Annotated in this window: 21 protein-coding genes; 13 read left to right on the plus strand and 8 right to left on the minus strand. The window is 72.8% G+C overall.

What is annotated here, in order from left to right:
- Positions 1 to 87: 87 nt before the first annotated feature.
- From ACFWWU_RS21295 to ACFWWU_RS21315, 5 genes are all read left to right on the plus strand, one after another.
- A complete protein-coding gene (locus ACFWWU_RS21295) occupies positions 88 to 930 on the plus strand; it encodes a nitrilase-related carbon-nitrogen hydrolase (protein ID WP_384147382.1) in 843 nt (280 codons plus the stop codon).
- Positions 927 to 2,207 carry an aspartate aminotransferase family protein gene (locus ACFWWU_RS21300; protein ID WP_384147383.1) on the plus strand — a complete coding sequence of 427 codons (1,281 nt, stop codon included), beginning with the start codon at positions 927 to 929 and terminating at the stop codon, positions 2,205 to 2,207. The genes ACFWWU_RS21295 and ACFWWU_RS21300 overlap by 4 nt, the downstream gene beginning before the upstream one ends.
- A gap of 71 nt (positions 2,208 to 2,278) precedes the next feature.
- Entirely contained in the window at positions 2,279 to 3,682 is a 1,404-nt protein-coding gene (gene hydA, locus ACFWWU_RS21305) for a dihydropyrimidinase (RefSeq protein ID WP_384147384.1), read from the plus strand.
- Between the two features lie 23 nt (positions 3,683 to 3,705).
- On the plus strand, positions 3,706 to 4,722 hold the full coding sequence (locus tag ACFWWU_RS21310) for a TIGR03842 family LLM class F420-dependent oxidoreductase (RefSeq protein WP_384147385.1): 1,017 nt from the start codon (positions 3,706 to 3,708) through the stop codon (positions 4,720 to 4,722).
- A gap of 72 nt (positions 4,723 to 4,794) precedes the next feature.
- Positions 4,795 to 6,327: an NCS1 family nucleobase:cation symporter-1 gene (locus ACFWWU_RS21315; RefSeq protein WP_384147386.1), complete on the plus strand. Its 1,533-nt coding sequence runs from the start codon at positions 4,795 to 4,797 to the stop codon at positions 6,325 to 6,327.
- Here the strand turns inward: ACFWWU_RS21315 and ACFWWU_RS21320 are convergent.
- The 3 genes from ACFWWU_RS21320 to ACFWWU_RS21330 all read right to left on the minus strand — a co-directional run bounded on the left by ACFWWU_RS21320 (position 6,281) and on the right by ACFWWU_RS21330 (position 9,424).
- A complete protein-coding gene (locus tag ACFWWU_RS21320) occupies positions 6,281 to 7,090 on the minus strand; it encodes a serine protease (RefSeq protein WP_384147387.1) in 810 nt (269 codons plus the stop codon). The genes ACFWWU_RS21315 and ACFWWU_RS21320 overlap by 47 nt on opposite strands.
- A 150-nt stretch (positions 7,091 to 7,240) precedes the next feature.
- Positions 7,241 to 8,131 carry a hypothetical protein gene (locus ACFWWU_RS21325; RefSeq protein WP_384147388.1) on the minus strand — a complete coding sequence of 297 codons (891 nt, stop codon included), beginning with the start codon at positions 8,129 to 8,131 and terminating at the stop codon, positions 7,241 to 7,243.
- A gap of 225 nt (positions 8,132 to 8,356) precedes the next feature.
- On the minus strand, positions 8,357 to 9,424 hold the full coding sequence (locus ACFWWU_RS21330; RefSeq protein WP_384147389.1) for a biotin/lipoate A/B protein ligase family protein: 1,068 nt from the start codon (positions 9,422 to 9,424) through the stop codon (positions 8,357 to 8,359).
- Positions 9,425 to 9,545: 121 nt separating this feature from the next.
- Between ACFWWU_RS21330 and ACFWWU_RS21335 the strand changes: the two genes are divergently transcribed.
- The 6 genes from ACFWWU_RS21335 to ACFWWU_RS21360 all read left to right on the plus strand — a co-directional run bounded on the left by ACFWWU_RS21335 (position 9,546) and on the right by ACFWWU_RS21360 (position 15,478).
- Positions 9,546 to 10,382, plus strand: coding sequence for an inositol monophosphatase family protein (locus ACFWWU_RS21335; protein WP_384147390.1), 837 nt, complete (start codon positions 9,546 to 9,548; stop codon positions 10,380 to 10,382).
- Positions 10,383 to 10,463: 81 nt separating this feature from the next.
- Positions 10,464 to 11,867 carry a phytoene desaturase family protein gene (locus tag ACFWWU_RS21340; RefSeq protein ID WP_384147476.1) on the plus strand — a complete coding sequence of 468 codons (1,404 nt, stop codon included), beginning with the start codon at positions 10,464 to 10,466 and terminating at the stop codon, positions 11,865 to 11,867.
- A 9-nt stretch (positions 11,868 to 11,876) separates the two neighbouring features.
- Complete coding sequence (locus ACFWWU_RS21345; RefSeq protein ID WP_384147391.1) at positions 11,877 to 12,497, plus strand: L-threonylcarbamoyladenylate synthase; 621 nt, start codon at positions 11,877 to 11,879, stop codon at positions 12,495 to 12,497.
- A 112-nt stretch (positions 12,498 to 12,609) separates the two neighbouring features.
- Positions 12,610 to 13,392: a metallophosphoesterase gene (locus ACFWWU_RS21350; protein WP_384147477.1), complete on the plus strand. Its 783-nt coding sequence runs from the start codon at positions 12,610 to 12,612 to the stop codon at positions 13,390 to 13,392.
- Positions 13,393 to 13,480: 88 nt separating this feature from the next.
- Positions 13,481 to 14,968, plus strand: a complete 1,488-nt coding sequence (locus ACFWWU_RS21355) for an AlkA N-terminal domain-containing protein (RefSeq protein WP_384147392.1) — start codon at positions 13,481 to 13,483, stop codon at positions 14,966 to 14,968.
- A 6-nt stretch (positions 14,969 to 14,974) separates the two neighbouring features.
- Positions 14,975 to 15,478, plus strand: coding sequence for a methylated-DNA--[protein]-cysteine S-methyltransferase (locus tag ACFWWU_RS21360; RefSeq protein WP_384147393.1), 504 nt, complete (start codon positions 14,975 to 14,977; stop codon positions 15,476 to 15,478).
- Positions 15,479 to 15,499: 21 nt separating this feature from the next.
- Here the strand turns inward: ACFWWU_RS21360 and ACFWWU_RS21365 are convergent, their stop codons facing one another.
- Positions 15,500 to 16,219, minus strand: coding sequence for an NAD-dependent deacetylase (locus tag ACFWWU_RS21365; protein ID WP_384147394.1), 720 nt, complete (start codon positions 16,217 to 16,219; stop codon positions 15,500 to 15,502).
- 64 nt (positions 16,220 to 16,283) lie between these two features.
- On the opposite strand from ACFWWU_RS21365, the gene ACFWWU_RS21370 reads away from it, so the two are divergent.
- Positions 16,284 to 16,487 (plus strand): type II toxin-antitoxin system VapB family antitoxin, encoded by a 204-nt coding sequence (locus ACFWWU_RS21370; protein ID WP_384147395.1) that lies wholly within the window; start codon positions 16,284 to 16,286, stop codon positions 16,485 to 16,487.
- A gap of 15 nt (positions 16,488 to 16,502) precedes the next feature.
- Here ACFWWU_RS21370 and ACFWWU_RS21375 read toward each other — a convergent pair whose 3' ends face one another.
- From ACFWWU_RS21375 to ACFWWU_RS21385, 3 genes are read right to left on the minus strand one after another with little or no spacing between them, the layout of a single operon-like run.
- A complete protein-coding gene (locus tag ACFWWU_RS21375; RefSeq protein ID WP_384147396.1) occupies positions 16,503 to 16,997 on the minus strand; it encodes an NUDIX domain-containing protein in 495 nt (164 codons plus the stop codon).
- Entirely contained in the window at positions 16,994 to 18,076 is a 1,083-nt protein-coding gene (locus ACFWWU_RS21380) for an ADP-ribosylglycohydrolase family protein (RefSeq protein ID WP_384147397.1), read from the minus strand. The genes ACFWWU_RS21375 and ACFWWU_RS21380 overlap by 4 nt, the downstream gene beginning before the upstream one ends.
- A 6-nt stretch (positions 18,077 to 18,082) precedes the next feature.
- A complete protein-coding gene (locus ACFWWU_RS21385; protein WP_384147398.1) occupies positions 18,083 to 19,762 on the minus strand; it encodes a BCCT family transporter in 1,680 nt (559 codons plus the stop codon).
- A 112-nt stretch (positions 19,763 to 19,874) separates the two neighbouring features.
- On the opposite strand from ACFWWU_RS21385, the gene ACFWWU_RS21390 reads away from it, so the two are divergent.
- Positions 19,875 to 21,026 carry a glycerate kinase gene (locus ACFWWU_RS21390; RefSeq protein WP_384147399.1) on the plus strand — a complete coding sequence of 384 codons (1,152 nt, stop codon included), beginning with the start codon at positions 19,875 to 19,877 and terminating at the stop codon, positions 21,024 to 21,026.
- A gap of 70 nt (positions 21,027 to 21,096) precedes the next feature.
- On the opposite strand, the gene ACFWWU_RS21395 is transcribed toward ACFWWU_RS21390, so the two are convergent.
- On the minus strand, positions 21,097 to 22,296 hold the full coding sequence (locus ACFWWU_RS21395; protein ID WP_384147400.1) for a PucR family transcriptional regulator: 1,200 nt from the start codon (positions 22,294 to 22,296) through the stop codon (positions 21,097 to 21,099).
- Positions 22,297 to 22,486: the final 190 nt, after the last annotated feature.

Consider the following 22,486-nt stretch of genomic DNA (forward strand, 5'->3'; position numbering starts at 1 on the left):
CGGGGTGTGACGGGGCTTACGTTCTCCTCCTACGCCCCGCGTCTACGGGCGTAGAGGCTCTCTGACGCCGTGCCGAAGGAGCAGCTCATGACCGACGTCGTACGCGCCGCGCTCGTCCAGGCGACCTGGACGGGTGACACCGAATCCATGATCGCCAAACATGAGGAGCACGCCCGGGAGGCCGCCCGGCAGGGCGCCAAGGTGATCGGGTTCCAGGAGGTGTTCAACGCCCCCTACTTCTGTCAGGTCCAGGAGCCCGAGCACTACCGCTGGGCCGAGCCCGTCCCCGACGGCCCCACCGTCCAGCGGATGCGGGACCTCGCCCGGGAGACCGGGATGGTGATCGTCGTCCCCGTCTTCGAGATCGAGGGCGAGGGCTTCTACTACAACACCGCGGCCGTCATCGACGCCGACGGCACCTACCTCGGCAAGTACCGCAAGCACCACATCCCGCAGGTCAAGGGCTTCTGGGAGAAGTACTACTTCCGCCCGGGCAATGCCGGCTGGCCGGTCTTCGACACCGCCGTCGGCAGGGTCGGCGTCTACATCTGCTACGACCGGCACTTCCCGGAGGGCTGGCGCCAACTCGGGCTCAACGGCGCCCAGCTGGTCTACAACCCCTCGGCCACCCACCGCGGCCTCTCCTCCCACCTCTGGCAGCTGGAACAGCCCGCCGCGGCCGTCGCCAACGAGTACTTCGTCGCCGCCATCAACCGCGTCGGCGTCGAGGAGTACGGCGACAACGACTTCTACGGCACGAGCTACTTCGTCGACCCCCGCGGCCGCTTCGTCGGCGACGTCGCCTCCGACAAGACCGAGGAACTCGTCGTCCGGGACCTCGACTTCGGCCTCATCGAGCAGGTGCGGCAGCAGTGGGCCTTCTACCGGGACCGCCGCCCCGACGCGTACGACGGGCTGGTGCGTCCGTGAGCAGCCTCTACGACCGGCACAAGGCCGTCATCCCCGACTGGGTCGCCCTCTACTACCGCGACCCCATCGAGATCACCCACGGCGAGGGCCGCCACGTCTGGGACGCCGAGGGGCGCAAGTACCTCGACTTCTTCGGCGGCATCCTCACCACCATGACCGCCCACGCCCTGCCCGAGGTCACCAAGGCCGTCGCCGAGCAGGCCGGGCGGATCGTCCACTCCTCGACCCTCTACCTCAACCGGCCCATGGTGGAGCTCGCCGAGCGGATCGCCGGCCTCTCCGGCATCCCCGACGCCCGCGTCTTCTTCACCACCTCCGGCACCGAGGCCAACGACACGGCCCTGCTCCTGGCCACCGCGTACCGCCGCTCGAACCAGATCCTGGCGATGCGCAACAGCTACCACGGCCGTTCCTTCTCCACCGTCGGCATCACCGGCAACCGCGCCTGGTCGCCGACCGGCCTCTCGCCGCTCCAGACGCTGTACGTGCACGGCGGCGTCCGCAACCGCGGCCCCTACGCCCAGTACACGGACGAGCGGTTCGTCGACGCCTGCGTCGCCGACCTCGAAGACCTCCTCGGCCACACCCGGGACGTCGCCGCCCTCATCGCCGAACCCGTCCAGGGCGTCGGCGGCTTCACCTCCCCGCCGGACGGCCTGTACGCCGCCTTCCGGCGCGTCCTCGACCGGCACGGCATCCTCTGGATCGCCGACGAGGTACAGACCGGCTGGGGCCGCACCGGCGACCACTTCTGGGGCTGGCAGGCCCACGGCCAGGCCGGGCCGCCCGACATTCTTACTTTTGCCAAGGGCATCGGGAACGGCATGTCCGTGGGCGGGGTCGTGGCCCGCGCCGAGATCATGAACTGCATCGACGCCAACTCCATCTCCACCTTCGGCGGTTCGCCGATCACCATGGCCGCGGGCCTGGCCAACCTCTCCTACCTCCTGGAGCACGACCTCCAGGGCAACGCCCGCCGCGTCGGCGGCCTCCTCATCGAGCGCCTACGGGCCGCCGCCGCGGGCGTGGACGCCGTACGGGAGGTCCGGGGCCGGGGCCTCATGATCGGCATCGAACTCACTGAGCCGGGCACCGACCGCGCCGACCCGGACGCGGCCTCCGCCGTCCTGGAGTCGGCCCGGGAGAACGGCCTGCTCATCGGCAAGGGCGGCGGACACAACACCAGCGCCCTGCGGGTCGCGCCGCCGCTCTCGCTCACCGTCGCCGAGGCCGAGGAAGGCGCCGCGATCCTCGAAGGTGCGCTCGGAGCCCTGTAGTCCACGCCCGCGTAGCCCGCTCCCCGCAATCCGCTCCCTGTACTTCACCCTTACTCGCGCAGGAGAGTCCCGTGAGCACCCGTACCCTCATCCGGGGCGGTCTCGTCGTCACCGCCGCCGACGAAATCCACGCCGACGTGCTGATCGAGGACGGCCGGATCGCCGCCCTCGCCGCCCACGGCTCGGACGCGGCCGCCGGCTGGACCGCCGACCGGACCATCGACGCCACCGACCGCTACGTGCTGCCCGGCGGCGTCGACGCCCACACCCACATGGAGCTGCCCTTCGGCGGCACCGCCGCTTCCGACACCTTCGAGACCGGCACCCGCGCCGCCGCCTGGGGCGGCACCACCACGATCGTCGACTTCGCCGTCCAGACCGTCGGCCAGAGCCTCCGGGAAGGACTCGACGCCTGGTACGCCAAGGCCGACGGCAACTGCGCGATCGACTACGGCTTCCACATGATCCTCTCCGACGTGAACGAGCACACGCTCAAGGAGATGGACCGGCTCGTCCAGGAGGGCGTGAGCTCGTTCAAGCTCTTCATGGCGTACCCGGGGGTCTTCTACTCGGACGACGGCCGGATCCTGCGCGCCATGCAGCGATCCGCCGACAACGGCGGACTGATCATGATGCACGCCGAGAACGGCATCGCCATCGACGTCCTCGTCGAGCAGGCGCTCGCCCGCGGCGAGACCGACCCCCGCTACCACGGGGAGGTCCGCAAGGTCCTCCTGGAGGCCGAGGCCACCCACCGCGCGATCCAGCTCGCCCGGGTCGCCGGGGCGCCCCTCTACGTCGTCCACGTCTCCGCCGAGGAGGCGGTCGCCGAGATCGCCGCCGCCCGCGACAAGGGGCTGCCCGTCTTCGGCGAGACCTGTCCCCAGTACCTCTTCCTCTCCACGGACAACCTCGCGGAGCCCGGCTTCGAGGGCGCCAAGTACGTGTGCAGCACCCCGCTCCGCCCCCGGGAGCACCAGGCCGCGCTCTGGCGCGGGCTGCGGACCAACGACCTCCAGGTGGTCTCCACCGACCACTGCCCCTTCTGCTTCACGGGGCAGAAGGACCTCGGCCGCGGGGACTTCTCCAAGATCCCCAACGGCCTGCCGGGCGTGGAGAACCGCATGGACCTCCTCCACCAGGCCGTCGTCGAAGGGCACATCTCCCGGCGCCGCTGGATCGAGATCGCCTGCGCCACACCCGCCCGGATGTTCGGCCTCTACCCGCAGAAGGGCACGATCGCGCCCGGCGCCGACGCCGACGTCGTCATCTACGACCCGAACGCCCGCCAGACCCTCTCCGCGGCCACCCACCACATGAACGTCGACTACTCCGCGTACGAGGGGAAGGCGATCACCGGACAGGTCGAGACCGTCCTCTCGCGCGGCGAACTCGTCATCGACCAGCGGAAGTTCACCGGCCGCGCCGGACACGGCGCCTTCACCCCCCGCTCCACCTGCCAGTACCTGAACTGAACCCCGAACCAGGAGGTCCCCGCGTGGACTTCGGACTCGTCCTGCAGACCGACCCGCCCGCCTCGCAGGTCGTCGGGCTGATGCGCCGGGCGGAGCGGAACGGCTTCCGCTACGGCTGGACCTTCGACTCCGCCGTGCTGTGGCAGGAACCCTTCGTCATCTACAGCCGCATCCTCGAACACACCACGAAACTGCACGTGGGCCCCATGGTCACCAACCCGGGCACGCGCACCTGGGAGGTCACCGCCTCCACCTTCGCCACCCTCAACGACATGTACGGCAACCGGACCGTCTGCGGCATCGGCCGCGGCGACTCCGCCATGCGCGTCGCCGGCCGCAGGCCCAACACCCTCGCCCGGCTCGGCGAGGCCATCGACGTCATCCGCGACCTCGCCGAGGGCCGCGAGGCGCTCGTCGACGGCAACCCGATCCGGATCCCCTGGATCAAGGACGGCAAGCTGCCCGTCTGGATGGCGGCGTACGGCCCCAAGGCCCTCGCCCTCGCCGGGCAGAAGGCCGACGGCTTCATCCTCCAGCTCGCCGACCCCTTCCTCACGGAGTGGATGGTCAAGGCCGTCCGGCAGGCCGCCACCGAGGCGGGCCGCGACCCGGACGCGCTCACGATCTGCGTCGCCGCGCCCGCGTACGTCACCGCCGACGACTCTCCCGAGGCCCTGGCGCACGCCCGGGAGCAGTGCCGCTGGTTCGGCGGCATGGTCGGCAACCACGTGGCCGACCTGGTGGAGAAGTACGGCGAGCACTCGGGGATGGTGCCGGAGGCGCTCACCGCGTACATCAAGGACCGGCAGGGGTACGACTACAGCCACCACGGGCGCGCGGACAACCCCGACACCGCGTTCGTCCCGGACGAGATCGTCGACCGCTTCTGCCTCCTCGGCCCCGCCGAGGCGCACATCGAGAAGCTGCGCCGCCTCCGGGACATGGGCGTGGACCAGTTCGCCGTCTACAACATGCACGACAACCGGGAAGCGACCATCGACGCGTACGGCAGCGAGATCATCCCCGTCCTCCGCCCCTGACCCCGCGCCGCCGAACCCCCCACGCCCCGCACGGCCTCGTTCCGTCCCCGCCGAACGAAGGGTTCCGCCGCCATGACCGCCACCGCCTCCTCCGGAAGCCCCGCCATAGCCGACGGCCGTGCCGAGCTCGCGCCCGGCACGGCCCCCACGGACCCCCGCTTCGTCAACGACGACCTGCTCCCCGTCCCCGTCGCGGAGCGCCGCTGGACCACGTACAACTTCGCCGCCCTCTGGGTCGGCATGGCCCACAACATCCCCTCCTGGATGCTCGCCTCCGGTCTCGTCGCCCTCGGCATGGACTGGAAGCAGGCCGTCCTCACCATCGCCCTCGCCAACGTCGTCGTGCTGCTTCCGATGCTCCTCACGGGGCACGCCGGACCCAAGTACGGCATCCCCTTCCCGGTCCTCGCCCGCGCCTCCTTCGGACTGCGCGGCGCCAACCTGCCCGCCCTCATCCGCGCCGGCGTCGCCTGCGCGTGGTTCGGCATCCAGACCTGGATCGGCGGACAGGGCGTCTTCATCCTCCTCGACAAGGTCTTCGGCGGCAGCTGGGCGGAGGCGTCGAGGATCGGCGGCCAGCCCTGGACCCTCTGGCTCTGCTTCGTCCTCTTCTGGGCCCTCGAACTCGCCATCATCTACCGGGGCATGGACGCCCTGCGCCGCTTCGAGAACTGGGCCGCGCCCTTCGTCATCGTCGGCGCGCTCGCGCTCCTCGTCTGGATCACGGTCAAGGCGGGCGGCCTCGGCCCCCTCCTCGACCAGCCCTCCCGGCTCGGCTGGGGCGCGGACTTCTGGCCGGTCTTCTTCCCCGCCCTCATGGGCATGATCGCCTTCTGGGCGACGCTCAGCCTCAACATCCCCGACTTCACGCGCTTCGGCGCGGGGCAGCGGGCCCAGGTGTGGGGCCAGACCCTCGGCCTGCCCACCACCATGACCCTGTTCGCGCTGCTCTCGGTGCTCGTCACCTCCGGCTCGCAGGCCGTGTACGGAGCACCCGTCTGGGACCCGGTGGAGCTCGCCGCCAAGGCCGACAACGTCTTCGGCCTGCTCTTCGCCCTGGTGACCGTCCTCGTCGCGACCCTCTCGGTCAACATCGCGGCGAACGTCGTCTCCCCGGCGTACGACCTCGCCAACCTGGCGCCGAAGCTCGTGAACTTCCGCACGGGCGCGCTGATCACCGGGGTCGTCGGCGTCGTCATCATGCCGTGGAAGCTCACCGCCACCCCCGAGCTCTACATCTTCACCTGGCTCGGTCTGGTCGGCGGCCTCCTCGGCACCGTCGCCGGCATCCTCATCGCCGACTACTGGCTCGTCCGCCGCACCGCACTCGACCTCGAAGGGCTGTACCGGGCGGACGGGCCGTACTGGTACCGGGGCGGCTGGAACCCGGCGGCCGTCCTCGCGTTCGCGGTCGGCGGCGTCCTCGCCGTCGGCGGCTCCCACTCGGCGCCGGGCACCGGCCCCTTCCCCGAGGACGGCCTCATCCCCTTCCTCAAGCCCCTCGCCGACTACGGCTGGGCCGTGGGACTGGCAGCCTCGCTGCTCCTCTACACCGCCCTCATGAAGCGGCGGGGCGCGTCCCCGTCGTCCTCCCGATCCAGCTGAGGTAGGACCAGACACGGGTGTTCACGGCCGGGGTGTCGGTGGCGCACCCCTTCCCGTAGGAGACCAGGCCGACCAGGTACGGCTTCCGCCCGACCTTGCGGACGAGGGGGCCGCCGGAGTCGTACAGGCAGGTGTCCCGCCCGGGGGCGTAGGTGCAGATCTGCGGCGAGGCGACGTGGGACATGCCCCGGTCCACGCACGTCGGGTTGCTCATCGTGCCGAGGACCACCGTGCGCAGGACGTCGGAGGTCCGGCCGCCGAACGAGGTGGCGCCCCAGCCGGGGACCTCGACCTGCGTGTGGTCGAAGGTGCCGTGGGAGTACGGGGCGGGCAGCCCGACCGGGCTCACGCCGCGGTTGTACGCGACCGGTTCGGCCAGCCGGACGAGCGCGATGTCGTTCCGCTGGGTCTCCGGGTCGTAGTCGGGGTGCACGACGAACCGTTCCGGCGTCGCCAGGACGGTGTACGGGCTGTCGTCCCCGGTCGTCAGGTCGTGGTCGCCCAGGAGGACGCCCAGCCGGGCGGGGTCGCTGTAGGAGCCGGTCAGACAGTGGGCGGCGGTGAGCACGTGCCGGTCGGTGACGAGCGCCCCGCCGCACACCACCCGCTGCTCGGCGAGGTCCACGAGCCCCGCCATGAACGGGTACTGGTGCGGCTTCGCCTCCTGCCCTCCGACGATCGCGTGCGCCGGGGCGGGGCCGAGCGGGCTCATGGCCAGCACCGCCCCCGTGACCGTGGCCAGGAGCCTTCTCGTCCTTCTCATCCGTCCCATGCGTACCCGGCGTGCCACGGCATCTCCGAACTGTCGGCGCGGTTTCCCTGGGCCGGCGGTGGCATGCGGAGACGTTTCCTCTGCCCGTCACCACGGCCCGTTCCGGCCCGTCCGGACTTCAACGATCAAGGCGGGGTGCGGTCACAGGTCCGCGTCGGGGGCCCAGCCCGGGACGTGCGCGGCCGCCGCCGCGTCCCAGGCCGCGGGCCCGCCCGGGAAGGGCCAGGCGCGGGTGAGGCGTGGCGTGCGGTCGAGCGCCTGGAGCTGCGCGGCCAGGCTGCGACTCTGGTGACCGGCCCGGGCCGGGGCGAGCGGGCCCTCCAGAGCGGCGACCCGCTTCTCGTACTCCATCACGGGCCGCTCGGCCCAGAGCGCGATCCAGTGGGCCTCCATGGCCCGGGAGAGGAGCAGGAGCCGCGGGCGGCCGCCCTCCGCGAGCGCCGCCGTCAGCCGGTCGTGACCGTCGAGGACCACGGGGGAGTTGAGCCCGCTGATCCACCACGCGAACACCGGCGGGAGGACCCCCTCCCGGTACTGGCGGCGGTAGGCCTTCACCCGGGGCGCCTCCGGGTGCGACAGGGCCCGCAGCGGCAGCAGGTCCCGGGCGTCCTCCACCGGGTCGCCGTAGCCGAACCAGGTGAGGTGGCCCCGGTCCGGGTCGTGGGCGAGCAGTTTCGGCCAATTGCCGTCCACGAACCAGCGGTCCGCGTCCGGGGCGAGGTGCCACTCGCCCTCGTGGAGCGGCCCGTCGTCCGCCGCGCGGAGCGCCGTCTCGCCGTGCGCGGCCCAGCGCTCCGTCCACTCCTCCGAGCCCGGCTCCGCGAACTCCGCGACCGCACGGGCCCGTTCCGCGCGCAGCGGCGCCAGCGGCGAGACGTACCGGCCCGTCCGCGCGTAGCGCAGCCCGCGGTGGGTGGCGCGCTGCCGGGCGAACAGCACCGGAACCCCGCCCTGGACCAGCACGAGCCGCCGCCCGTCGGCGCTCTCCATCCGCAGACCGGGCTTCACCGGCCCCTCGACACGCATCCGCATGCCGACAGCCTAGGCAACCGGGAGAAGCGCTCCTGCGACGGCCGGGAGGACCGCTCCCGCGACAGCCGGGAGTTGCGCTCCTGCGACAGCCGGGAGGACCGTTCCTGCGACAGCCGAGAGAAGCGTTCCTGCGACAGCCGGGAGGACCGTTCCTGCGACAGCCGGGAGAAGCGTTCCTGCGACAGCGGGGAGGACCGCTCCCGCGCCCTCCGGGCCAGCCGGCCCCTACGGCACCCGGGCCGTCCACTCCGACGTGCCGAACTTCGTCTCCGCCAGCTCCTTCGCCCGCGTCAGCTCGTCCTCCGTGAGGCTGCCCTCCGAAAGGCCGTACCGGCCGCGGAAGGAGTCGATCATCCGCTCGATCACCGCCTCGCGCGGCAGCCCCGTCTGCCGCCGCAGCGGGTCCACCCGCTTCTTCGCGCTCTTCGTGCCCTTGTCGGAGAGCTTCTCGCGGCCGATCCGCAGCACCTCCGTCATCCGGTCCGCGTCGATGTCGTACGCCATCGTCACGTGGTGCAGGACCGCGCCCCCGCCCCCGACCATCCGCTTCTGCGCCGCACCCGCGATCTTCCCGGCGTCCGTCGCGATGTCGTTCAGCGGCTGATACCAGGCCTTGATCCCCATGTCGCCGAGCGCGCCGAGCACCCAGTCGTCGAGATAGGCGTAACTGTCGGCGAAGGACAGCCCCTGCACGAGCGCGTCGGGCACGGAGAGCGAGTACGTGATCGTGTTGCCGGGCTCGATGAACATCGCCCCGCCGCCGCTGATCCGGCGCACCACCTGGATGCCGTGGCGCTCGGCGGCCGCCGGGTCGACCTCGTTGCGCAGGGACTGGAAGCTGCCGATCACCACCGCGGGAGCCCCCCACTCCCAGACGCGCAACGTGGGAGGCCGGTGACCGGCCGCCACCTCGGCCGTCAGGACCTCGTCGAGGGCCATGTGCAGGGCGGGTGCCTGCGGCGGCTCGTGGATCAGCTGCCAGTCGTAGTCGGTCCAGTCCGTGGCGTGCGCGAGGGCCCGGCGGACCGCCACCCCGACGCCCTCGGCGGTCAGCCCGAACATCTGCGTGCCCGGCGGGAGGGCCCCGTCGATCCGCGCCGCGAGCCCGGCGGCGTCCGTGTCGACCGGCGCTCCCTCCAGGGCCCGGTCGATCGCCAGGATCGCCTCGTCGGGCTCCAGGAAGAAGTCGCCCGCGACCCGGACGTTCCGCAGGACACCGCCCTCGCTGTCGAGGTCGACGACCACCAGCTTGCCGCCGGGGACCTTGTACTCGCCGTGGAACGCGCCGTGCACGGAACCCTCCCTGCATGTAAGGGGCGAACTCAGCCAAGGGAATCAAAGGGTACTCCTGAGGAGAACAGCTGGTGACAAGTGCGGCATTCCGGTTGTCAGTGCCCCGTGCTTAGCTGGAGGCATGATCGAAGAGTTCCTTGAGCACGTCCTCGGCGGCCGTACGACCGAGGTGGAGGAGGCGGTCCGCAAGGCCGCCGCCGCCGAGATCATGCCGCGCTTCCGGCAGCTCGCCGCGCACGAGATCGTGGAGAAGAACGGGCCGCACGACCTGGTCACCATCGCCGACCGGGCCGCCGAGGCCCACCTCACCGCCTCGCTGACCGCGCTGCTGCCCGGCTCGGTCGTCGTCGGCGAGGAGGCCGTCCACGCCGACCCCGCCGTGTACGAGGCGCTGCGCGGCGACGCGCCCGTCTGGATCGTCGACCCCGTCGACGGCACCCGTCAGTTCGTCCACGGCGACCCCGCCTTCTGCACCCTCGTCGCCCTCGCCGTCCGCGGCGAGCTCCTCGCCTCGTGGACCTTCGCCCCGGCCCTGGACGAGATGGCGGTCGCCGTGCGCGGCCGCGGGGCCACGCTCAACGGGCAGCCGATACGGTCGGGTTCACCGGCACCCGGCGAGGTCCTGGAGGTCGCCGCCTCCCACCCCGACTACACCACCCCGGAGCAGAAGCAGGCCCTGCTCGGTCTTCAGGTGGAAGGGGTCGCTCCGCGTCCCTGTGGCTCGGCCGGTCTGGAGTACCTCGCCGTGGCCCGCGGCGTGCTCTCCGGCACCGCCTTCTCCTGGGAGTACGCCTGGGATCACGCGGCCGGACTGCTCCTCGTCGTCGAGGCGGGCGGCGCGCACACGACGATCGCCGGGGAGCCGTACCGCATCACCGGAGGGAACGCGCTGCCGTTCACCGCGGCCAGGGACGCGGCGACCGCCGAACGGATCCGGACGCTCCTCGGGGGTGCGTGAGGCGCGGGGGACCACCGGCCTATCCTGAGGGCCTTGGCCATCGGCTGACGAAGGAGTCCGAAGGTGACGAACGAGACGTCGATGCTCGATGCCGTCGTCGTGGGAGCGGGGCCCAACGGACTGACCGCGGCGGTGGAGTTGGCCCGGCGCGGCTTCTCCGTCGCCGTCTTCGAGGCGAAGTCGACGGTCGGCGGCGGTGCCAGGACCGAGGAGCTCACCCTCCCCGGCTTCCGCCACGACCCCTGCTCCGCCGTGCACCCCCTCGGCGTCGGCTCACCCGTCTTCAAGACGATGCCGCTGGAGCGGTACGGCCTGGAGTGGCTCCACCCCGAACTGCCCATGGCCCACCCCTTCGACGACGGCACCGCCGCCGTCCTCGCCCGCTCCGTCGCCGAGACCGCCGCCTCCTTCGGACCGCGCGACGCCGGGGCGTACCGCCGGCTCGTCGCCCCCTACATCGGCAAGTGGGACACCCTCGCACGGGACTTCATGCAGCTGCCGCTCACCGGACTGCCGCGCGACCCGGTCACCCTCGCCCGCTTCGGCATCGACGGGCTGCCGCCCGCCACCTGGCTGATGCGAAGGTTCCAGGACGAGAAGGCTCCCGCGCTCTTGGCCGGGCTTGTCGGTCATGTGATCGCCCCGCTGGGCGGCTTCGCCACGGGGGCCGTCGGCCTCGTCTTCGCGCTCGCCGCGCACGCGGGCGGCTGGCCGATGCCCCGGGGCGGCTCGCAGTCGATCTCCGACGCCCTCGCCGCGTACCTGAAGGACCTCGGTGGCGCCGTCCACACCGACTACGAGGTCAAGCGGCTCGACGACCTGCCGCCCGCCCGTGCCTACGTCTTCGACACCTCGCCCACCGCCCTCGCCCGGATCGCCGGCTTCGGCGGGCACTACGACCACTACCGGTACGGCGCCAGCGTCTTCAAGATCGACTACGCGCTCGACGGGCCCGTGCCCTGGACCGCCGAGGAACCCCGGCGCGCCGGCACCGTCCAGATCGGCCCCACCGCCGGCGAGATCGACACCGCCCTGCACCAGGCCTCCTCCGGCACCGCCCCCGACGCACCCTTCCTCATCACCGCCCAGCCCAGCCTCGTCGACCCCTCCCGCGCCCCCGCGGGCAAGCACGTCTTCTGGGCGTACGGACACGTGCCGAACGGCTGGCGCGGCGACCTCACCGACGCCATCGAGCGGCAGATCGAGCGCTTCGCACCCGGCTTCCGCGACCGCGTCCTGGCCCGCGCCACCGCCGGCCCCCCCGAACTCGCCGCCCGCAACGCCAACTACGTCGGCGGCGACATCGCCTGCGGAGCCGCCCGAGGCCTCCAGCTCGTGCTGCGTCCCACGCTCTCGCTCCGCCCCTACGCGACCCCGCACCCGGCGGTCTTCCTCTGCTCCTCCGCCACCCCGCCCGGCCCCGGCGTCCACGGCATGTCCGGCCACAACGCGGCGAAGGCGGTCTGGCGCCGACTGCGAAAATAGACTGCCCCCATGGCCAAGTACTTCGACGTGCACCCCGACAACCCCCAGCCGCGCACCATCGGCTCGGTGGCAGACAGCATCCGGAACGGGGCGCTCGTCGCGTACCCGACCGATTCCTGTTACGCCCTCGGCAGCCGACTGGGCAGCCGCGACGGCATCAGCCGCATCCGCGCGATCCGCGAGCTCGACGACCGGCACCACTTCACGCTCATGTGCCAGAACTTCGCCCAGCTGGGCCAGCTCGTGCACATCGACAACGACGTCTTCCGCGCGGTCAAGGCCGCGACCCCCGGTCCGTACACCTTCATCCTGCCCGCCACCAAGGAGGTGCCGCGCCAGCTGCTGCACCCCAAGAAGAAAACGGTCGGCGTCCGCATCCCCGACCACGTCGTCACTCAGGCGCTCCTCGCGGAACTCGGCGAACCGCTGCTCTCCAGCACCCTGCTCCTGCCCGACGAGGCCGAACCCCTGACCCAGGGATGGGAGATCAAGGAGCGCCTCGACCACCAGGTGGACGTGGTCGTCGACTCCGGCGACTGCGGCACCGAACCGACCACCGTCGTCGACTTCTCCAGCGGCGAGCCCGAGATCGTCCGGCGCGGGGCGGGGGACACCACGCGGTTCGAGTAGGAAGCGCCGGGAGCAGGCCACCGCTCGCGGACCGGCCCTTACGGTCAGCACCGTGACCGCCGTACGGTCGTGCGAGCAGCCGCTCACCGGAACCGACGGAGGACCGAGTCTCGTGATCGTCATCGCCCAGGTCAGCGACATCCATGTCGACGGGGAACCGCGCAGCGTCGACCGCACCCGCGCGGTCATGCGGTACCTGGAGGAGCTGCCGTACGACCTGGCGGCCGTCCTCGTCACCGGGGACATCGCCGACCACGGGACGGCGGACGAGTACGCGGTCGTCCGGGAGCTGCTGACCTCCCGTCACCCGCTGCTCGTCTGCCCCGGCAACCACGACGACCGCGCCGCCTTCCGGGCGGGCCTCCTCGACCCGGGCACCGAGGCCCCGGCCGGGGCCACCGCCCGGCCGGACGCGCCCGTCAACCAGGTGCTCCGGGGCGAGGGCTTCGTCGTGGCCCTCTGCGACTCCTCGGTGCCGGGCAAGGACGAGGGCCTCCTGGAGGACGAGACCCTGGAGTGGCTGGACGGCGTCCTCGATTCCACCCCGCGCGAGGTGCCCGTCCTCGTCGCCTTCCACCACCCGCCGGTCCCGCTGCACACCCCGTACGTGGACGGGATCCGGCAGTTCGGCGAGGTGCGGCTCGCCGCCCTCGCCGAGCGCCACCCCCACCTCACGGCCTTCCTCGCGGGCCACGCCCACACGGCGGCCGCCACCACCTTCGCCGGGCGCCCGCTCCTCGTGGCACCCGGTGTCGTCTCCGCCCTCCGCCTCCCCTGGGAGAACCCGGGACCGGACTCGCCGCACGTCCACCTCGACCTGCCGCCCGCGCTCGCCTTCCACGTCCTCGCCGAAGACGGCAGGCTGACCACCCACTACCGGACCGTCACCGTCTGACCGCCGGCGACGGGCAACGGCGACCGGCGCGGACGTCCATGTCGTTTTCTCGCCAGCCCGCGAGCCGTCCGTCCCCGATCCTGGAACCATGCACACCGAAACCGAGCGCTGCGTGCGGGCCGTCCAATCGAAGGACGCCCGCTTCGACGGCGTGTTCTTCACCGCCGTCCGCACCACCCGGATCTACTGCCGGCCCAGCTGCCCGGTCGTCCCGCCCAAGCCCGAGAACATGGAGTTCCACCCCAGCGCCGCGTCCTGCCAGCGCGCCGGATTCCGGGCCTGCAAGCGGTGCCGGCCCGACACCAGCCCCGGCTCGCCCGAGTGGCACGTCCGGGCCGACGCCGTGGCCCGCGCCATGCGGCTCATCCAGGACGGCGTCGTCGACCGGGAGGGCGTCCCCGGACTCGCCCGACGGCTCGGCTGGTCCACCCGCCAGATCGAACGCCAGCTCCTCGCCGAGCTCGGCGCCGGACCCCTCGCCCTCGCCCGCGCCCAGCGCGCCCAGACCGCCCGGGTCCTCATCGAGACCACCCCGCTGCCGATGGGCGAGATCGCCTTCGCGGCCGGCTTCTCCTCCATCCGGACCTTCAACGACACCGTCCGCGAGGTCTTCGGCCTCACCCCCGGGGAGCTCCGCGCCCGCGCGGCCCGCCGCCACCCCGCGACGGCCGCCGCCACCCCCGGGGTGATCAGCCTCCGGCTGCCGTTCCGCGCGCCCCTCGAACCGTCCAACCTCTTCGGACACCTCGCCGCGACCGCCGTCCCCGGCGTGGAGGAGTGGCGCGACGGCGCCTACCGGCGAACGCTGAGCCTCCCGTACGGACACGGCATCGTCGGCCTCGCACCCCGCGCCGACCACATCGCCTGCCGCCTCTTCCTCACCGACCCGCGCGACCTCACGCACGCGATCAGCCGCTGCCGCAGGCTCCTCGACCTGGACGCCGACCCCGTCGCCGTCGACGACCGGCTGCGCGCGGACCCGCTGCTCGCGCCCCTCGTCGACGCGGCGCCCGGCCGCCGGGTGCCCGGGACCGTCGACCCCGCCGAGTTCGCCGTACGGGCCGTGCTCGGCCAGCAGGTCTCCACGGCCGCCGCCCGCACCCACGCGGCCCGCCTGGTCACTGCGTACGGCACCCCCATCGACGACCCCGAGGGCGGTCTCACCCACCTCTTCCCCGGCCCCGAGTCCCTCGCCGCGCTCGACCCCGAGAGCCTCGCCCTGCCCCGCAGCCGCCGCACCACCCTCCTCACCCTCGTGGGGGCGCTCGCGGATGGCTCGCTCACCCTCGGCCCCGCCGACGACCGCGAGGAGGCCCGCGCCCGGCTCCTCGCCCTGCCGGGCTTCGGCCCCTGGACCACCGAGATCATCGCGATGCGGGCGCTCGGCGACCCCGACGCCTTCCTCCCCGGCGACCTCGGCGTCCGCCGCGCCGCCGAGGGCCTCGGCCTGCCCGGCACCCCGGCCGCGCTCACCGCCCGCGCCGCCGACTGGCGGCCCTGGCGCGCCTACGCCGTCCAGTACCTCTGGGCCACCGACGACCACCCCATCAACCACCTGCCCGGTGAGGAGAGCTGAACCCCCATGCCCGCCACCGTCCGCCACACCGTCGTCGACAGCCCGTACGAGCCGCTGACCCTCGTCGCCGTCGACGGCGTCCTCAGCCGCATCCACATGACCGGCCAGCGCCACCGCCCGCCCGAGGAGACCTTCGGCGAGCCCGACCCCCGCCCCTTCGACGAGACCGTCCGGCAGCTCGACGCCTACTTCGCCGGCGAGCTCACCGAGTTCGACCTCCCGCTCCACCTGGTCGGCACCCCGTTCCAGCTACGGGTCTGGGCGGAGCTGTGCCGCATCCCGTACGGGGAGACCCGGACGTACGGCGAACTGGCCGAGGCCCTCGGCAACCCCACCGCCTCCCGGGCCGTCGGCCTCGCGAACGGCAAGAACCCCGTGGGCATCGTCGTCCCCTGCCACCGCGTGGTCGGCGCGAGCGGAAGCCTCACCGGCTACGGCGGCGGCCTCGACCGCAAACAGCGGCTGCTCGCCTTCGAATCGGGGACGGAGGAACCCGCGGGCCTCTTCTAGGAGCCGGCTACCGGAGCCCGCCTACCGGAGCCGGTCGAGGAGCGCGGGCAGCGCCGTGCCGATCGGCTCACGGACGACCTCGTCGGCGACGGGGTCGTACGGAGTGGGTTCGGCGTTCACGATGATCAGCCGGGCGCCGTGCTCGGCCGCGATCCCCGCGAGCGAGGCCGCCGGCTGGACCTGGAGACTGCTCCCGACCACCACGAACACCTCGGTGGCCTTGGCGATCGACATGGCCTCGCCGAGTACGACCGGGTCGAGCCGCTGCCCGAACATGACCGTCGCCGACTTCAGGATCCCGCCGCACACCCGGCACGCCGGGTCGTCCTCACCGGCCCGCACCCGGTCGAGCGCCTCCGTCATCGACGAGCGGGCGTGGCAGGCCGTGCACACCACCGACCGCGCCGAGCCGTGGAGTTCGAGGACCTTCCGCCCGGGCACCCCGGCGGCCTGGTGCAGTCCGTCCACGTTCTGCGTGATCACCCGCAGCGCGTGGCCGCTCGTCCGCTCGTACGCGGCGATCGCGTGGTGCGCCACGTTCGGCTCGGCGCTCAGCACTGGACCGTCGAGCCGCATCCGCCACGAGCGGCGGCGGATCTCCGGGTCGGCCATGTACGGCCCGTACGTGACGAGCCGCTCCGCCTCGGGGTCCTGCCGCCAGACACCGTTCGGGCCCCGGTAGTCGGGGATGCCCGAGTCCGTCGAGATACCGGCTCCACTGAGAATCGCGACCATCGTCATACGACGACCCTAAGCAGCGCCGAACCGCTCCCGCGAACGGGTTTCCGGGTGTTACGTTCCCCGCATGGCCAAGGTGAACATCACGCTCGACGCCGAACTCGTCGTGGAAGTCATGGTCCTGGCAGGGATCGGGAACCCGCAGGACGCGGTGGAGGCCGTCGTCCGCGACTACATCGCGCGCGGACACCGCACCGAGGCCCGCGTCGCCACCCGTGACGAACCGCACCGCACCGGCGAACTCCTGCCGCCCGAGCCCCCGCAGGGCTGAGAGAAGGGGCTCCGGTCATCCCCGCGCGGGGTGACCGTTCTCCAGCTCCACCGGACCCCGGCCCGTCTCCAGGACGTCCAGCGCGGCGAGGACACGCCGGCCCAGGCTGCCCGCAAGATGGGCGGCGACCTCCCCGCGGTCGATCAGCTTCCAGGAGAGCAGTTCCTCCTCCTGGAGCCGGATCTCCGCGAACCGCTCCTCGGGCAGCACCCCGCCGTCATACACGTAGGCCACGATCGGCGGCCGCTCGGTGCCGTGCGACCAGTCGACGGCGAGCAGCGGTCCGAGCGGCACGTCCAGGCCGATCTCCTCCGCCGTCTCCCGGCGGGCGGCCTGCCGCGGCGTCTCGCCGCCGTCGGACTCGATCGTGCCGCCCGGCAGCGCCCAGCCGTCGCGGTAGTTGGGCTCCACGACGAGGACCCGGCCCTCGGAGTCGCGGAAGAGTGCGGCGGCGGCGGCCAGGACGCGGGGGAGGCCGGCGATGTACGTGGCGTAGTCGGTGGTGGTCACTGCGTCAGCGTAGCCAGCCGCAGCGTCCGCTCGGCGAGATCGGTGATCCGCACCCCGTCGTAGCCGAACACCGCGCTGCTCACCCGGTCCCGCAGCGGCTCCGACCACTGCGGCGGGATCGCGGCCGCCCCGCACATCACCCCGGCCACCGAGCCCGCCGTCGCGCCGTTGGAGTCCGTGTCGAGACCGCCGCGCACGGTCAGCGCGATCGTGCGGGTGAAGTCCCCCTCGCCGTACAGGAGTCCGGCGGTCAGGACGGCCGCGTTCGGGACGGTGTGGATCCAGCCGAGCCCCGCCGTCCGCTCCTCCAGCTCGGCGAGCGCCTCGGACCAGTCGAGCCCGGACTCGTACAGGGCGATCGTCCCCCGTACGGTCCGGGCGAGCCGGCTGCTCGCCGGGACCCGCTCCAGGCCCGCCTCCAGGGCGGACCGGACGTCGGGCGCGGTGAAGGCGGCGGCGATCAGCGCCGCCGCCCACATCGCCCCGTACACGCCGTTCCCGGTGTGCGAGAGGACCGCGTCCCGGCGGGCGAGCGAGGCGGCCCGGCGCGGATCCCCCGGGCAGGTCCAGCCGTAGACGTCGGCCCGGATCAGCGCGCCGATCCACTCCTGGTAGGGGTTGTCGTACGTCGCCGTCAGCGGCGGCCTCAGCCCGTTCGCGAGGTTCCGGTAGGCGACCCGCTCGGCCGTGAACGTCTGGAGGTACGGCAGCCGCAGCAGCCACTCCTCGCCGACCTGCTCGGTCGTGAACGCGAACCCCCGGGTCTCCAGGAGGTGCAGCCCGAGGACCGACCAGTCGACGTCGTCGTCCCGGCAGCTCCCGTCGATCCCGCCGCGTACGCACCGGGGCCACTCGGGGCGCAGCTCGAAACCGGTCGCCCCGGGCGGCGGGGGCGGCAGGTAGTCGGTCAGCGGAAGCGCGTCCGCGAGCCGCAGGTACGCGTCGATGTGCCCGCGCGTCCAGTGGTCGCCGCGCTCCACGGGCTTGCCGAGCATGTTCCCGGCGATGCGGCCGGTCCAGCCGCCCAGGATCCGGTCGGCGAGTTCCGTGCGGGTGAGTTCCCTGTGCGCGAGCTCCATGGCAGGTCAGCGCTCCTCTTCCTCCGTGTCGGTACGGGCCTTCGCCGCCCGGCGCAGCCGGTGGTGGCGGGTGCCGCCGCCCTGCTCGGTCATCGCCTCGCCGACCAGCGTCCGCACCGCGTCCCGCATCCCGTGCAGGGGGTGGTGCCGGACCGGGCCGGCCCCCGGGTCCTCCCGCAGCTCCTTCAGGAGCGCGAAGCACAACACGAGCATGACCACCACGAACGGCAGGGCCACGAGGATCGTCGCCGTCTGGAGCGAGTTCAGCCCGCCGACGACGAGCAGCACCGCCGCCACGGCCGCCATCAGGACGCCCCAGGTCACCACGAGCCAGGTCGGCGGGTGCAGCGAGCCCCGGCTCGTCAGCGAGCCCATGACCAGCGAGGCCGAGTCCGCGCTCGTGACGAAGTACGTCATCACCAGGATCATCGCGATGACCGAGGTGACCGTGCGGATCGGCAGCGCGTCCAGCATCGCGAACAGCGAGGCCTCCGGGCCGTCCTTGACGGCCGTCGCCAGGTCCGCGGCGCCGGTCGACTCCAGCCGGATCGCCGTACCGCCCAGGACGCAGAACCACACCACGGTCGCGCCGGAGGGGACGAGCAGCACGCCCATCAGGAACTCGCGGATCGTCCGGCCGTGCGAGATCCGGGCGATGAAGGTGCCGACGAACGGCGCCCAGGACAGCCACCACGCCCAGTAGAAGATCGTCCACACGCCCAGCCAGTCGGGGTCGGTGAAGGCACCCGTGCGGCTCGCCATCGGCAGCAGCTGGTGCAGATAGCCGCCGACCGAGGCCGGGATGGTGTCCAGGATGTAGACGGTCGGACCGAGGAGGAAGACGAAGAGCATCAGGCAGGCGGCGAGGACGATGTTCAGGGTGGAGAGCCACTTCACGCCCTTGTGGAGCCCCGAGAACGCCGACAGGACGAAGGCCGCCGACAGCGAGACGATGATGATCAGCTGGGTGGAGGTGGAGTTCTCCACGCCCATCGTCAGGTTCAGCCCCTCGGCCACCTGGAGCGCGCCGAGCCCCAGGCTCGTCGCCGTACCGAAGACGGTCGCGAACACGGCGAGCAGATCGATCGCCTTGCCGGGCCAGGAAGCCGCCCGGCGCGCCCCGATCAGCGGCACGAAGACGGAGCTCAGCTGGTTGCCGCGGCCCTTGCGGAAGCCCGCGTACGCGAGGGCGAGACCGGCGATGCCGTAGATCGCCCACGGGGTGAGCGTCCAGTGGAAGAACGAGTACTCCATGGCGGTACGGGCCGCCGCGCCCGACCCCGCCGGGACACCGCTCGCCGGGGGAGGGCTCAGGAAGTGCTGGAGCGGTTCCCCGACCCCGTAGAACATCAGACCGATGCCCATGCCGGCGCTGAACATCATCGCGATCCACGCGAGGTTCGTGAACTCCGGCTCCGAGTCGTCCGCGCCCAGCCGGATCCGGCCGAAGCGGCTCAGCGCGATCACCACGCACAGGACCAGGAAGGTGTCCGCCGCGACCACGAAGAGCCAGGCGAAATTGGACAGCACCCACTGGAGGGCGGTGGACGAGGCGCTGTCGAAGGAGTCCTCGCCCAGGGCCGCCCAGGCGACGACCGCCACGACGGCCGCGACCCCGATACCGATGACTTTGGCATCGGGCGCGTACCGCTCACGCGGGGTCCGTTCGATCGGTTCCGTGCTCATGTGACCCCACTATGGTGCGGAATATCGCGCTATCAGGGGGTGGCACGCCGTCTGGCGGTACGGATAGGGTCGGCCCTGGCGCGACTGCACGTTCGAAAGCAAGGGATGCAAGGTGACGGACGGGGCAGCAACTCAGGTCGCTCACGTACTCGTGGCGGCTGACAAGTTCAAGGGTTCGCTCACGGCCGTACAGGTCGCGGAGCGGGTCACAGCAGGACTGCGACGGGTCGTCCCCGAGCTCACGGTGGAGACGCTGCCGGTGGCCGACGGAGGCGACGGCACCGTCGCGGCCGCGGTCGCGGCCGGCTTCGAGCGCCGCGAGGTGCGGGTCACGGGACCGCTCGGCGAGCAGGTCACCGCGGCCTACGCGCTGCGCGGCACCACCGCGGTCGTCGAGATGGCGGAGGCCTCCGGCCTCCAGCTCCTCCCCGCCGGGGTCTTCGCCCCGCTGACCGCGACCACCTACGGCTCCGGGGAGCTCCTCCGCGCGGCCCTGGACGCGGGGGCGACCACCGTCGTCTTCGGCGTCGGCGGCAGCGCCACCACCGACGGCGGCGCCGGCATGCTCGCCGCGCTCGGCGCCCGCTTCCTCGACGAGGCCGGCGAGCCCGTCGGCCCCGGCGGCGCGGCCCTCGCCGAGCTGGCCACGGCCGACCTCACCGGCCTCGACACCCGCTTCGCGACGGTCGATCTGATCCTCGCCAGCGACGTCGACAACCCGCTCACCGGCCCCAAGGGCGCCCCCGCCGTCTACGGACCGCAGAAGGGCGCCACCCCGGACGACGTCCGCACCCTGGACGCGGCCCTCGCCCACTTCGCCACCGTCCTGGAGAAGTCCATCGGCCCCAAGGCGGCCGAAGCGGCCGTGGCTCCCGGCGCCGGCGGCGCGGGCGGCATCGGCTACGGCGCGCTCATCCTCGGCGCGAGCTTCCGCCCCGGCATCGAGCTGATGCTGGAGGTCCTCGGCTTCGCCCCCGCCCTGGAGCGGGCCACCCTCGTCATCACCGGCGAGGGCTCCCTCGACGAGCAGACCCTCCACGGCAAGGCCCCCGCGGGCGTCGCCGCGGCGGCCCGCGCCGCCGGCAAGGAGGTCGTCGCGGTCTGCGGCCGCCTGGCCCTCCCGCCCGAGGCCCTCGGCACGGCCGGCATCCGCCGCGCCTACCCGCTCACCGCCATCGAGCCGGACACGGCGAAGTGCATCGCGAACGCGGGCCCGCTCCTGGAGGACGTGGCGGCGAACATCGCCCGCGACTTCCTGACGTAGGGCCTGCCCGGGACGTCCGTACGGTCGCGTGTACGGGTTCTGGGGGGCGCCCCCGAACCCGTACGCGCGCTCACCCCGACGCCGTCAGCCGGAACGCGTCCAGCGCCAGCGTCATCTCCGTCAGGTCCCGCGGCCGGGACAGCGACCGTGACGTCAGCTGCTCCAGGCGCCGCAGGCGGTTGAAGACCGTGTTCCGGTGGCAGTACAGGCGGCCCGCCGCCCGGCCCGCCGAACCCTCGCAGTCCAGCCACACGTCCAGCGTCTCCAGGAGCACCGCCCGGTCCGCCGGGTCCAGCTCCAACAGCCCGCCCAGGACGTCCGAGACCAGCAGGCTCGCCATCTCCGGCTGGCCCACCACCAGCGCCCCCGCCATCCGGCGGTCGAGCCGTACGATCTGCCGGCTGCCCGGCGGGCACGTGCGCAGGGCCAGCTCCGCGAGGCGGCGCGCCCGGCCCAGCTCGGTCAGGCCGACCACGACCGGGCTGATCCCGCCGGGCCCCGGGCACCGCCCGTCGAGGAGCTCCGACAGCGCGTCCAGGCCGGTCTCCCCGGCCAGCGCCACCACCCCGATCTCGCAGTCCGCGCCCATCCGCCACAGGAACCGCACGCCCTCGCCCTGCACCTGCCGGTGGAACGACTCCCGCTCCTCCCGCCGGTCGTAGCGCAGCACCACCACCGCGTACCGCCCCTGCTCCGGCAGGTCCAGGCCCGCCGCGGCACGCGACACCAGCTCGGGCGACCGCTGCCCCTGGAGCAGCGCGTCCAGGAGCGCCTGGAGCTGCTCGTCCGTCCGGCGGCGCAGCTCCGCCTCCGTCGACCGGTACGCCTCCGACGCCGTGTCCGCCTGCGCGTCCACCGCCGACCACACCGTCGTCGCCGACTGCATCAGCGCCGCCAGTTGAGCCGTGTCCTCCCCGGCCCCCTCGATCAGCGCGTCCCACACGAGGTGCCCGGCATGCCGGTAAGCGTGCACGACCAGTTCCAGTGGCATGCCCTGCGCGGCCCGGCGCCGGCCCATCGACTCCGCCTGCTCCAGGTCCCGCCGGGGCGAGTTCCGGGGCGCCGAGATCATCTCGATCCCGATCCGCATCGCCTCGTGGGCCTCCTGCCAGTGCTGGTCGTACGGGAGGATCCGCCCGTAGGCGGGCTCGTACGCGTGAAGCTCCCTCAGATGCTCGTCCACCAGCTCCGGCACCCGCTCCAGAAGCGCCGTGCACGCCTGAGCGAGCACCTTCCAGTCGTCACCGGTCCGCCGTCTGCGCCGTCCCATGCCCGGAGGATCCACCGCCCCGGGCCCCTCGGCACACCCCTGACGCGCAGCGTTGTGCGCATGCACAGCCCATCGCCGTCCCCGCTGGTCACCGGCAGCGATTCGGCCGCGGGACGTGGACGGGCGGTCCGGCGCGGTGTTGGGGTGAGCGCCATTGAATCGGCCGGGAAACGCCAGGTAACGGCGCGGC

The organism is Streptomyces sp. NPDC058650, from assembly GCF_042717315.1.
Classification (GTDB): Bacteria; Actinomycetota; Actinomycetes; order Streptomycetales; family Streptomycetaceae; genus Streptomyces.